Source organism: Thalassobacter sp., assembly GCF_982993085.1.
This window is the reverse complement of the sequence record NZ_CEZFMW010000022.1, coordinates 1-11849: the sequence shown is the minus strand read 5'-3', so window position 1 is coordinate 11849 and position 11849 is coordinate 1. Positions and strand designations below refer to the sequence as shown.

Annotated in this window: 15 protein-coding genes; 9 read left to right on the top strand and 6 right to left on the bottom strand. The window is 57.6% G+C overall.

Features of this window, described 5'->3' with window-relative positions; all coding sequences use genetic code 11:
• Positions 1-75 precede the first annotated feature (75 nt).
• Together AC4GMC_RS05510 and AC4GMC_RS05505 are read left to right on the top strand one after the other, a co-directional pair.
• Complete coding sequence (locus AC4GMC_RS05510) at positions 76-1401, top strand: sulfotransferase family protein (RefSeq protein WP_487877664.1); 1326 nt, start codon at positions 76-78, stop codon at positions 1399-1401.
• Positions 1392-2045 carry a YggS family pyridoxal phosphate-dependent enzyme gene (locus AC4GMC_RS05505; RefSeq protein WP_487877663.1) on the top strand — a complete coding sequence of 218 codons (654 nt, stop codon included), beginning with the start codon at positions 1392-1394 and terminating at the stop codon, positions 2043-2045. Before AC4GMC_RS05510 ends, AC4GMC_RS05505 begins: the two co-directional genes overlap by 10 nt.
• Positions 2046-2054: 9 nt before the next feature.
• Here the strand turns inward: AC4GMC_RS05505 and AC4GMC_RS05500 are convergent, their stop codons facing one another.
• Entirely contained in the window at positions 2055-2549 is a 495-nt protein-coding gene (locus tag AC4GMC_RS05500; RefSeq protein ID WP_487877662.1) for a L,D-transpeptidase family protein, read from the bottom strand.
• Positions 2546-3616 (bottom strand): GTP cyclohydrolase II, encoded by a 1071-nt coding sequence (gene ribA, locus AC4GMC_RS05495; RefSeq protein ID WP_487877661.1) that lies wholly within the window; start codon positions 3614-3616, stop codon positions 2546-2548. The genes AC4GMC_RS05500 and ribA overlap by 4 nt, the downstream gene beginning before the upstream one ends.
• 169 nt (positions 3617-3785) lie before the next feature.
• Between ribA and AC4GMC_RS05490 the strand changes: the two genes are divergently transcribed.
• The 3 genes from AC4GMC_RS05490 to AC4GMC_RS05480 all read left to right on the top strand — a co-directional run bounded on the left by AC4GMC_RS05490 (position 3786) and on the right by AC4GMC_RS05480 (position 6028).
• On the top strand, positions 3786-4472 hold the full coding sequence (locus tag AC4GMC_RS05490; RefSeq protein ID WP_487878867.1) for a response regulator transcription factor: 687 nt from the start codon (positions 3786-3788) through the stop codon (positions 4470-4472).
• 180 nt (positions 4473-4652) lie between these two features.
• Positions 4653-5372, top strand: a complete 720-nt coding sequence (locus AC4GMC_RS05485) for a TenA family protein (RefSeq protein WP_488047459.1) — start codon at positions 4653-4655, stop codon at positions 5370-5372.
• 5 nt (positions 5373-5377) lie between these two features.
• Entirely contained in the window at positions 5378-6028 is a 651-nt protein-coding gene (locus AC4GMC_RS05480) for a DUF2461 domain-containing protein (protein WP_487877784.1), read from the top strand.
• Positions 6029-6037: 9 nt separating this feature from the next.
• Here AC4GMC_RS05480 and AC4GMC_RS05475 read toward each other — a convergent pair whose 3' ends face one another.
• From AC4GMC_RS05475 to AC4GMC_RS05465, 3 genes are read right to left on the bottom strand one after another with little or no spacing between them, the layout of a single operon-like run.
• A complete protein-coding gene (locus tag AC4GMC_RS05475; protein WP_487877785.1) occupies positions 6038-7039 on the bottom strand; it encodes a 5-oxoprolinase subunit C family protein in 1002 nt (333 codons plus the stop codon).
• Positions 7032-7721, bottom strand: a complete 690-nt coding sequence (locus AC4GMC_RS05470) for a 5-oxoprolinase subunit B family protein (protein ID WP_487877786.1) — start codon at positions 7719-7721, stop codon at positions 7032-7034. Before AC4GMC_RS05470 ends, AC4GMC_RS05475 begins: the two co-directional genes overlap by 8 nt.
• 8 nt (positions 7722-7729) lie before the next feature.
• Positions 7730-8491: a LamB/YcsF family protein gene (locus AC4GMC_RS05465; protein ID WP_487877787.1), complete on the bottom strand. Its 762-nt coding sequence runs from the start codon at positions 8489-8491 to the stop codon at positions 7730-7732.
• A gap of 242 nt (positions 8492-8733) precedes the next feature.
• Here AC4GMC_RS05465 and AC4GMC_RS05460 point away from each other — a divergent pair, with 242 nt between their 5' ends.
• From AC4GMC_RS05460 to AC4GMC_RS05445, 4 genes are read left to right on the top strand one after another with little or no spacing between them, the layout of a single operon-like run.
• Positions 8734-9522: an exodeoxyribonuclease III gene (locus tag AC4GMC_RS05460; protein WP_487877788.1), complete on the top strand. Its 789-nt coding sequence runs from the start codon at positions 8734-8736 to the stop codon at positions 9520-9522.
• A 51-nt stretch (positions 9523-9573) separates the two neighbouring features.
• Positions 9574-10494: a tetratricopeptide repeat protein gene (locus AC4GMC_RS05455; RefSeq protein WP_487877789.1), complete on the top strand. Its 921-nt coding sequence runs from the start codon at positions 9574-9576 to the stop codon at positions 10492-10494.
• A 26-nt stretch (positions 10495-10520) separates the two neighbouring features.
• A complete protein-coding gene (locus tag AC4GMC_RS05450) occupies positions 10521-11159 on the top strand; it encodes an LON peptidase substrate-binding domain-containing protein (RefSeq protein ID WP_487877790.1) in 639 nt (212 codons plus the stop codon).
• A complete protein-coding gene (locus AC4GMC_RS05445) occupies positions 11156-11329 on the top strand; it encodes a Trm112 family protein (protein ID WP_072936805.1) in 174 nt (57 codons plus the stop codon). Before AC4GMC_RS05450 ends, AC4GMC_RS05445 begins: the two co-directional genes overlap by 4 nt.
• On the opposite strand, the gene AC4GMC_RS05440 is transcribed toward AC4GMC_RS05445, so the two are convergent.
• Positions 11326-11849, bottom strand: a 524-nt coding sequence (locus tag AC4GMC_RS05440; protein WP_488082222.1) for an FAD-dependent monooxygenase, incomplete at its 5' end; no start/stop codon positions are given. The two genes, AC4GMC_RS05445 and AC4GMC_RS05440, sit on opposite strands and share 4 nt — an antisense overlap.

Here is an 11849-nt window from a genome sequence, read left to right as displayed (position 1 = left end):
GGATTATTTGGTTAGGGAAGAGCGGGCTTTGGCCCGCTCTTTTCTTTTGTGCAGTGGCCTTTTAGGGAAGATTGCATGACCGATTTTGAAAAGATTAATAAGCTACTGGCGACTGGTGCATTTGAACCCGCATTGAAACAGGCCAAACGTTTGGCCAGCCGCACCAAAACACCTTTGATTTTGGATCTGTTGGCTCGCGCCTATCAAGCTACCGGTGATAGCACTCGCGCGCTTGCCACATTTGACCGGATCGCCGCGATTGCACCGCGCCATGTCAAACCGCTCGCTGATAAAGCGCATTACCTACAAACACTGGGCCGTCGCGATGAGGCAGAGCCGATTTTGCGCCGTGCGCTAAAGTTGGAGAGTGAAAGCGGTTCGCTTTTGCGGCTGCTGAGCATCAGTGCCAAACTCACCCCAACCGACCCCGATGTCATTCGAGTTCGCACCGCGTGGGACGAAGGGCGTCTATCTGCGGATCAAAAGATCGAAGCCGGTTACGCTTTGTTTGCGGCCCTTGGGGCCGATGGTCTGCCCTATCTGTCAGAGGGCAACGCGGAGCAAAAGCGTGCGGCTCCTAGCACTTTTGCCGACCGCTATCGTGAAATGGCGTTCCTTAGGTCAGCCTTCGATGCCCGGCCTTGGCCCACGCCCACGCGCCAAGCCAACGTCACGCCACTGTTCATAACCGGGATGCCCCGATCCGGTACAACGTTGGTTGAGCAAATCCTTGCCAGCCACAGCACGGTCCAAGGCACTGGTGAAACAGGCCTGCCGGTTCGTGCAGCGTTTTCGGTGCTGCAAAAGGGGGTGCAGTTCCGCCGAATGTCCAGCCTAAGCCCCGAAGACTATTCCCTCATCGGGCAGCGCTACGTGGACGGGATGGCGCAAATCCATAAGGCCACCGGCACTTATACGGATAAGTCGATTACCACATATCTGGCGGCAGGCATCCTTAGGGATTTGATCCCGAACGCCAAGATGATCTATGTGCGCCGCGACCCGCGCGACATCGGTTGGTCCATCTGGCGCAACCACTTCAAGGTTGGTACGCATCGCTATGCGAATGACCTGCGTGATATCGCGCGCCAGATCAAAGCAATGACCGAAATGGTCGCTTATTGGCGCGCGCAGGACCCTGATATGTTCATCGAAGTGTCTTATGAGGCGCTGGTGCGCGATCCTGCGTGTGAAATTCCAAAACTGTTGGCTGCTTGTGATCTGCCGATGGAGGAGGCGTGTTTACACCCCGAGCGTAACACGCGATCGGTTGCGACTCTGTCGATTGAACAGGTCCGGCAGCCGATTAGCCCTAAATCCATCGGGGGATGGCGTGCGTATGCCGATCACCTCGCCCCGATGATCGAAACCCTAGAAGCGTTGGATGTGCCATGGGACTGAGTGAAATTAACGAGCGTATCGCAAAGGCAGAGCAGGACGCAGGCCGTGTGGGCCAGACCACGCTTATTGCCGTATCAAAGGTCCAGCCGGCTGAGCGAGTGGAAGCCGTCTTGCAAGAAGGTCACAGGGTTTTCGGTGAAAACCGCGTGCAAGAAGCGCAAGATAAATGGCCCGCGTGGCGGGAAGCTTATGACGGGGTGGAACTGCACCTGCTTGGCCCGCTGCAAACCAACAAAGCCCGCCCCGCGATGGAGTTGTTTGACGTTATCCATTCCGTGGACCGCCCCAAAATCGCCCGACGTATCGCCTCTATGGCGCAGGAATTGGGTCGATGCCCGGGTGTGTTTTTGCAGGTGAACACCGGGGAAGAACCGCAAAAGGCCGGTGTTTTGCCTTCGGAGGCTGATGCATTCGTGGCCGAGGCCCGTGCGCTGGAGCTGCCGGTGCTGGGGTTGATGTGTATCCCGCCGGTAGATGAGCATCCGTCGATGCACTTTGCGTTATTGGCGAAATTGGCCGCACGCAATGGGCTTGAGGGTCTCTCGATGGGCATGTCCAGTGATTTTGAGCAAGCGATCGCGCTGGGGGCCACGCATGTACGCGTTGGTTCTGCGATTTTTGGCGCGCGGGCGGGAACCGCTTAGAACGGCTACTTACTGTACGATCAGCCGTGTGGCGAAACGAATACGCGGGGCTATCCATGTAAGGTGATCGGGTCGCAGTCCGACGCAGCCTTCGGTCGGGTATCCGGGGCGCCGCCACCGGTGAATAAAGATCGCCGATCCCTTGCCCCGCTCTGCTCGTGGCCAATTCCAGTCCGTGATCAGAACAAGATCATAGAGCGGGTCAGCGCGGCGCAGGTTTTCGTGACTATGGGGGTAGGGCGCGCGGACCATGAGGTTATAATCTTCATGGGTTGGGTCGTCAGACCACAAATCACACGGGCCAATTGGTACCGCCCAATCCGTCGGCCGCATCATTCGGTCGGGCCGGTATAGCAGTCCAACGATCCTGTGGGTCCCACGCGGTGTTGCACCATCGCCCTCGCGTTTGTTGTCGGTGATGCCCCCGCGCCCGATGACGCAGGGAAAGTGCTGCCCCGCAAATCGAAGGCCCGTTGGCCCCACGACCATATCCAGGGGTGTCACAGCAAATGCCCGGATTTGGCGGCCTTTACAGCGAGGTAGTTTGCGTTTTCTGGCGTTTTGCCAACTTGTAAGGGCACCCTTTCAACGACTTCGATGCCTTGGGCCTGCATCATCGCGATTTTGGCGGGATTGTTCGTCATCAATCGGACGGAGGTAATGCCCATCTCTCGCAGGATGCCTGCGCCCAAGCGGAAATCCCGCTCATCATCTTCGAACCCGAGGCGATGGTTGGCTTCAACTGTGTCAAACCCCTGATCCTGTAGATCATAGGCGCGCATTTTGTTGGCCAGACCGATGCCGCGGCCCTCTTGGTTAAGGTAAAGCAAAACGCCAGCACCCTCAGACCCCATTTGACCAAGCGCGCCGCGCAATTGTGGGCCGCAATCACACTTGAGGCTGCCCAGCACATCACCCGTAAAACAGGCAGAGTGTAGGCGAACCAAGACCGGGGCTGCACGATCAGGCAGGCCAACTTGCACGGCATAATGTTCTTCGCCGCCATCGGTAGGACGGAAAATCTCAAGCCGGCCACGGCCCGCGCTCATGGGCAGCTTTGCTCCGACGACTTGGCCAAGGGTTGAGGCTTCAACTAGTGCCTGCTGCACGGAACTAAGCGTTAGGACAGTGAGCCCGTCGAGCGGTGTATTGAGGTCAACGCCCACAACGGCAGGCAACAAATGCGCCGTCTTTGCCAGACCAACCGCCGCCTGCCACACGGCAGCACCCTCAGTGCGGAGTGTTTTGAATGGCCCCTTCATCGGGGTGCGCAGATCATCGGCAGGGTCCGCGACTGCTTGCATCCACGCCAAGTCCGCCTCGCTTGGCACGATGATCCGCGCAACATCACCGTCATAGGCGCGCGCTTTTAATGTTTGGGCACGCCGCCCGCTGAGGCACAAAATCAACTCACCCAGACCGCGCATTTCGGTCAATCGCGCACTCGACACAGTTTCAACACTGGCGAGAACGATCCGCGAGGTGCCATCAGAGATCACTACAGGCAACCCAAGACGCAGGTCCGCGCGTGCGCGGGCGACCAGTTCAGCAGGGGTGGGCAGCAAAATCATAGGTGATCTCTGTAACAATCGGGGTGGACGGACAAGGCCGTTCCTCATGATATGAAACAAAACCCCCTTTGGCGACACGTCCTTGTGAACGACGCGTGAGAAGAACGCGAAGTCTCTTGTTTGTGTCGCGCTGAGCGGCAATTCTTTGGTTAACAATTGGAGACATGAGATGGCTAACCTAAAGAAAATTTTGCTGGTCGATGACGATGACGATCTGCGCGACGCATTGGCCGAACAATTGGTGCTGACCGAAGACTTTGATGTGTTTGAGGCGGATTCGGGTGCCAGCGGCATGGTCCGCGCCAAAGAGCAGTTGTACGATCTGATCGTTCTTGATGTTGGCCTGCCCGACACCGACGGTCGGGAGCTGTGCCGCCTGATGCGCAAGCAAGGTGTGAAATGTCCCATCGTGATGCTGACCGGGCATAACACGGATGCAGATACGATCCTTGGCCTTGACGCAGGCGCGAATGATTACATCCCTAAGCCCTTTAAATTCCCTGTTCTTTTGGCGCGTATTCGGGCGCAACTGCGCACCCATGAGCAGTCAGAGGACGCGATTTTCACCCTTGGGCCATATACCTTCAAGCCTGCGATGAAGATGCTCATCACCGAGGACGAAAAGAAAATTCGCCTGACGGAAAAGGAAACCAACATCCTAAAATTCCTGTACCGCGCCAATGACGGGGTCGTCGCGCGCGATGTCCTGTTGCACGAGGTGTGGGGGTATAATGCAGGCGTGACGACCCACACGCTTGAGACACATATCTACCGTCTGCGTCAAAAAATTGAGCCCGATCCCGGTCAGGCCCGTATTTTGGTGACAGAGTCCGGTGGATATCGTCTTATGAGTTAATGCGAACCGGTAAGTATGTCGCACTAATGTCATTAAGAAACTTGATCTCGGTCAAAGTTTCGCCCGACATCAAGGCGTATTGCTTATCGTGACCAGTGGCATCTGCTGGCGCTCAGATGCACCTCCCTGTTGGACTTGGCCCGGATCTTTTGGTCCGGGTTCTTTTTTGGCCACTGGTTTGTGGAGACTGTGCATTTCGGATGGCTATGCCTAGAAATACTCAAAGCTAATCCGAAAGGTTTTGATATGCGCCCGACTGAACACCTTGTGCAAACCGTCCAGGCGGACTGGGACGCTGCGATTAACCATGCATTTTGCAAAGAGTTGGCCGAAGGGACGCTACCTTTGGACAAGATGCGTTGGTATTTGGTCCAAGATCATAAGTTTATTGACCAGTTCGTGCGTCTACTTGCCACCGCAATTGCTCATGCCCCTACAATTGAAGATGGCCGCCCGGGTGCTGCGTTTCTTGCTATGGTCACGAGCACTGAGAATACCTATTTTCTGCGCTCCTTTGAGGCGCTGGACGTTTCCACAGCACAGCAAGCCGTTCCCCCAGCCCCGTCTACAAAAGCTTTTCAAGATTTGATGGAGCAAGTCAGACATTCTGGACAATACGAACAGATGCTTTCGGTGCTTGTTGTTGCAGAGTGGACTTATCTGAGTTGGGCGGAGCAATACGAGGTGTATGATCCAAAACTTCCCTTTTGGTTTTCGGAGTGGATTGATTTGCATTGTGGTGCAGGTTTTGAGGGGGTCGTGGCCTACTTGCGCACTCAGCTTGATACGCTTTGGCCCAATCTGACCGCGGCACAACAAGATAAAGCCACCGAGGTATTCCAAGCGGCGGTGCGCTGCGAACGTGCATTTTTTGACGCCTCTTATGCAATGGACGGGTGATAATCATGTCAGACGGGTTCAACGCGCTTATCCCCCGCGCACAGCAGTTCTTCACTGAACTTAAGGCGAACAACACGCGTGAGTGGTTCAATGAGCGCAAAGCGTTCTACAACGATGATATCCGCGCGCCGGGCGTTTTGTTTTCTGAGATCATGGCAGAAGAAATCAGTCGCATTGCGCGCGTTCCCGTGACGCCCAAGGTGTACCGCATCTATCGCGATGTGCGATTTGCCAAAGATAAATCGCCGTTCAATCCGTGGCTGCACATGATCTGGTCAGACGCAGGCGCGGATGAGGCGCGGCCTTGGTATTTCTTTGGGATCGACCATGATGCGGTGTATTTGGCCACTGGGGTTCTGGGCCTGCAAAAAGAGGGACTATTGCGGTATCGGCAGATGGTTGACCGGGTGGGCGATGATCTAACGGATATTATTGATGCCACCGGCGGCGATGTTGTGGACTATGGGCCGGAGCCGTTGAAGCGTGTGCCCAAGCCGTTTGATCCCGACCACACACATGGCGATTTGTTGCGTCGTAAGGGATTGATCGTCCAGCGTAATGTGCGCGCCGATCATCCCGATGGATTGGTGAAGGCCGCCGTGGCGGAGGTAAAACACCTCCTGCCATTTCATCAGATGCTACGAGAGTATCTTTGAGCTGCCTAGCTAATCGTAGATGCAACCGTGGATCAGGTTTTCACGCATAAGCCGCTGTTCGAGCGTCCCGCGAGGGACCGCGATATGTGTTAGATAGTCGGCTGTGCGTCCGGCGAATGCACGGGCCTCTGTGATCGCTTGCTGGCTTGATATGGCCGCAAAGTGAACCGTGTCACCAGCGCGTGATTGGACCAATCGACCGATATCTGATGAAATAACAGTCGCGATTTTGGGATAGCCGCCCGTTGTCTGATGGTCTGCCAATAGGACCGTTGGCACACCGTCGCCGGACACCTGCACCGAGCCACGCACAATGGGCTCCGATGGAATGGACAGCGCACCGTTTAGCTGCAAGCTGGGGCCGTTCAGCCGCATACCCATCCGATCATAGGCATCTGTAATCTTGAACGTGCTTGATAATAACTGTGCGACGGTGTCATCCGCGAAGTGCTGATCTTGGGGGCCGGTCACGACGCGGATAGGACCTGTGGCTAGAAAATCAGGAGGCTCAATATCGCCCAATCGGTCCTCTCGGGTGGTTGCATCGGACACAATCAGGGACTGTCCCGTGTGCACTGCGCCGCCTCCAAAGCCAGAGGTCGAGTGCGTGGCGCGGCTGCCCAGCCATTCCGTCGCTTCTAGCGTGCCGGCGAACGCGATGTAGGCCCAGCTTCCGGCTCTGCCCGCGCGTACGGCCAGTCGTTCCCCTTTGCCTAGGGTCAGAACGGTCCATGATCGGGTCTCGGACCCGTCGTGGGCCACGACGAAATCTCCGCCCGTAATGGCGACGGTCACGTCGCCTTCGCGACACTGCAAAATTACCCCGCCGAGTGAGACCTCAATCGCACTTTGGCCAGCGGCGTTGCCAAGGGCCGCGTTTGCGGCGTCAAACGCCAAGCGATCCATCGGTCCAGAGGCGGACACCCCAAAACGCATGTTGCCCGGGCGGCCTGCATCCTGAACTGTGATCAAGGGTCCGGCGAAGGCGACGGAAAGGGTGGCGTTAGGCATTGGCCGCCTCCCCGGTGAGGCGGTCGAATGTTGCGGTGTCGATACGCTCAAACGCGACGCGATCCCCGACGTTGAACAGGAACGGATGCTTTGGGTCGTTGGTCAGGATCGGCGTGGGCGAACGCCCGATGATTGACCAGCCCGTCGGCATCATCAGCGTCGTCACAAGACACTGCGGCCCCGCGATGATCACACTGCCAGCGGGGACATCGCGTACCGGCGCAAGTTTGCGGGGCACTTGGATTTCGGGAGTGACACCCGAAAGGTAGGCGTAGCCGGGTGCAAATCCGTACATCAAGACATGACAGTCACCAGCCAAATGTGCGTTGATTACCGCGTCGCGCGACAGCCCCGTGGCTGTGGAAACGGCCTCTAGATCCGGTGAAAAGGGGGCCTCATAACAGACCTTAACGACCCTTTGTACGCCCGTGATGTCCCGGATGTTGAGCCCTGTGATGCAGTCGCGGACGTGCGTTTCGATCGCTATGTGGTCGGTGAGGATGGGGTCAAAAGACACTAACAGATTTACAAGCGCAGGTACCGTTTCGATCATTCCCTCAGGCGGGTTGTTCGCAATCGCGTGGTCAAGCGCGATGACTGCCGCGTGTGCCGCCTCACTTATTTCGTCTGCAAAGGTCACCAAAAGCGCGTGATCAGCGATGGCTTTGAACTGGGGCTGCATTCTGTCGCTCATACAGGTGAAAACGCGCGGATTTCGACGCCGTGGGCCGTAAGGCGCTGATGGATTTCGCGGGCCATATCGACGGCGCCAGTGCTATCGCCATGGACGCAGATGGAATGTGCGTCGAGCTTGATCGGATCACCATCAATGACCGGCATCAGGCCGGTTTCAAGGAAGGAGATGAGCCGCTCCGCGGCCTCAGCGGGGTCATGGATCATTGCGCCGTCTTGATCGCGCGGGACCAATTGACCCGAGGATAAATACCCCCGGTCTGCGAAAATCTCTGAAAAGACGGGGGCGTTGGCGTCGCGGGCTGCGTGCTCGCCTTGGGTGCCCGAAATGGCAAGCATAGCCAAAGTCGGGTCGATCCGTTGCACGGCGGCGACGATGGCGTCAGCCACAGCGCGGTCTCGCGCCGCGAGGTTGGCAAGCGCGCCGTGCGGTTTGACATAGCTCACCTGTGCGCCGGCTTGTGCGGCCATCCCCATCAGCGCACCGATTTGCGCGGCACAGACCCGGCCAACCTCAGCCGGTGACATCGGTATGACACGGCGGCCAAACCCTTCACGATCATTATAGCCGGGGTGGGCGCCTATGCTGACGCCATTTTGCGCCGCCAGCTTCAGCGTGCGGAACATCGTTTCGGGATCACTGGCATGGCCCCCGCATGCGATGTTGGCAGACGTTACAATCGAGAGCATCTCCGCATCGTTGCCCATGGGCCAAGGGCCGTAGCCTTCACCAAGATCGGAGTTGAGATCGATACGCATTTTGTCAGGTCCGGGGTGAATGAGGTCAGGATTGATTTAAGGGGCTGGATAGAAAAAGAGCAATGCTTGGCACTGCTATCAAAAGAAAACATAGCGTGTGGCGCAGGGCACCAAAATTGCGATTGATGGGCGGTTGCTTTCATCCCGTTTCAAGACAGGTTACCCCTGCAACAAAGGTCATTGGCTCATGCCCGCGACCGCATCACTGAGCGCACTGCTCAAAACGCTCCGAGGAGAGGTTCATGGCCTTTACACTTGCCACCTGGAATATCAATTCCGTGCGCCTGCGCGAGGCCCTTGTGGCGCGCCTGATGCAAGAAGAGGCTCCCGATGTTTTGTGCCTACAGGAGTGCAAAAGCCCGGTGGACAAGATCCCGCTCGAGATGTTCGAGGCGCTTGGTTACACCCACATGGTTGCCCGCGGGCAAAAGGGGTACAACGGTGTCGCGATCCTGTCCAAGATGCCGATCCAAGAGGCAGGCGCCGCAGATCACGCCAACCTAGGGCATGCGCGCCATATAGCGGGACGTCTGGAAAACGGCGTCACAATCCACAATTTTTATGTGCCCGCAGGCGGTGATAAACCCGACCGGGAGATTAATGAGAAGTTCGGGCAAAAGCTCGATTACCTGACCGACATGCGCGATGCGTTTCAGGCGAACGCCCCTGAAAAATCCATTCTGGTCGGTGATTTGAACATCGCCCCTCGCGAAGATGACGTCTGGGATCATAAAAAGCTGTTGCGCGTGGTGAGCCACACACCGGTTGAGGTAGAGCACCTCGCGCAGGTCCAAGAGGCGGGAGATTGGGTCGATGTGACCCGCGCGGATATCCCATCGGGGCGGCTTTATAGCTGGTGGTCTTATCGCTCACCGGATTGGGATACGGCGGACAAGGGGCGGCGGCTGGATCACGTTTGGGCCACGTCCGATATTGCCAATGCCGCGCACTCTAGCCGGGTTTTGCGTCATGTGCGCGGATACGAAGGCCCCTCGGACCACGCCCCGGTCTTTGCGACGTTTGACTTGTAAACTGGGTCTTGCACGCCGATATACGCCGCACACACGACGATGGAGAGAGACATGCTTGAACTAGGCCAAACACCGCCCCAGACGCCCGCCGATGCTGGCGATCTGATCAAGGACGTGTCCGAGATGACGTTTATGACAGACGTGATCGAGGCCTCGCAGACGGTTCCTGTCATCGTGGATTTTTGGGCGCCGTGGTGCGGCCCGTGTAAAACGCTTGGTCCTCAATTGGAGGCTGCCGTGACCGCGGCAGGCGGCAAAGTGCGCATGGCCAAAGTGGATGTGGATCAGAACCAACAGATCGCCGCGCAGCTTCGCATTCAGTCGATCCCTACGGTTTATGCATTCTTTCAGGGCCAACCTGTCGATGGGTTTCAGGGGGCGGTCACGCCGGCCGAGGTTACCGCGTTTGTTGAACGTGTTGCGGCCATGGGTCCAGAAGAAGACGGCGGCTTGGCCGAGGCCGTTGCGGCAGCCGAAGAAATGCTCGACGCGGGTGAAGTTGTTGATGCGGCGCAAACGTTCGCAGCCGTCTTGGGCGAAGAGCCTGAGAATGCAGCCGCCTACGCCGGTTTGATCCGCGCGCATCTTGCGCTGGATGAGCTTGACCAAGCCGAAGGTTTGCTTGCAAGCGTGCCGGAGGCCATTGCAACCGCGTCTGAGATTGAGGCCGCGCGCGCCAATGTTGAGCTGGCCAAACAAGCCCAAAGCGCTGGCCCTGTTGCGGAACTGACCGCCGCAGTTGAGGCAGACGCTGCCAATCATCAAGCCCGGTTTGATCTGGCTACCGCGCTGTACGCCAACGGCGATACGCAGGCCGCCGTGGATCATCTGTTGGAAATTTTCCGACAGGATCGGGAATGGAATGACGGCGCTGCAAAAGCCCAGCTTTTCACCATCTTTGACGCGCTTGATGCCAAAGACCCAGTCGCTCTGGCAGGTCGTCGGAAACTCTCGTCGATGATATTTGCCTGAGCCAACAGAGGCACTACCTGTATTCCATGATCAGACAAAGCGACCTGCCCGACACCATTCCCGTGTTCCCCTTGCCCGGTGCGCTTTTGCTGCCGCGTTCGCGGCTGCCATTGCACCTTTTTGAACCGCGCTACTTGCAGATGCTTGAGGACACGATGAAAACCTCTGCGCGGCTGATTGGCATGGTTGCGCCCAACAGCGGCAGTGGCGACCGGACCTTGCACACTATTGGCTGCGCCGGACGCGTCACTCAGTTTTCTGAAACTGAGGATGGCCGCTATATGGTGACGCTTGCGGGTATCTCCCGTTTTCGGGTGATGCGCGAAGTGTCTGGGTTTACGCCGTATCTTAAGGCCGATGTCAGTTGGACCGGTTTTGAGCGTGATCTGGGCAAGGCCGAGATCGATAAGGGCTTTGACCGTCCCTTATTTATGAAGACGCTGTCGCGGTATTTTGAGAGCCAAGAGCTGAGTACCGACTGGGATTCGTTGAAGGAAGCGGATGAGGAGTTGTTGATCAACTCGCTGTCTATGCTGTGCCCCTTTGATCCTGAGGAAAAGCAAGCCTTGCTAGAGGCACCATCCCTGCAAACTCGTCGCGAGACGCTTGTGACCTTGATGGAGTTTGCCATGCGCGGCGGGCAAAACGAAGAGATCCTGCAATGAGCGAATTTGACCGCCGCATGTTGGAGGCGCTGGTCTGCCCCCAGACTCGCGCGCCGCTGAAATACGACGCGGAGGCCCAAGAGTTGGTGTCAAAGGCCGCTCATCTGGCGTTCCCGATCCGCAATGGCATTCCGGTCATGCTGATCGATGAGGCGCGCAAGCTCGACTAAAGCGGGCGGCCCCTCAGCAGTTGCGGCAAGTCGCCGGTCAGGCCGGCGGCCTGCCGGATAAAGCCCCGGCGCAGGCCCGGCATGGATTGTACGGCCCCCATACCGAAATCACGGGCGGCCCGTAGGATCGGGTTGTCGTTGGAAAACAGCTTGTTGATGACATCTGTACCAACGGCCAATGTCATGGTGTCGAACCGCCGCCAGCGCGCGTAGCGGTCGAGGACGTCAACTGCACCGATATCCTCACCCCGGCGCTGCGCCAGCGTCACCACCTCAGCCAAGGCACCGATATCGCGGTACCCAAGGTTCAAGCCTTGGCCCGCAATCGGGTGTATGCCGTGGGCTGCATCGCCGACCAGGGCCACACGCGGCGCGGTCAAGTTTTGCGCCAGCGTCAGGTTCAGCGGATAGGTAAAGCGGGCGCCGGCAAGCTTGATCTCGCCCAGAAAGCTGCCAAATCGTGGACGCAGGATATCGAGGTATTCGTCCTCGGGCAGGGCGTTGATTTGGGCGGCGGCAT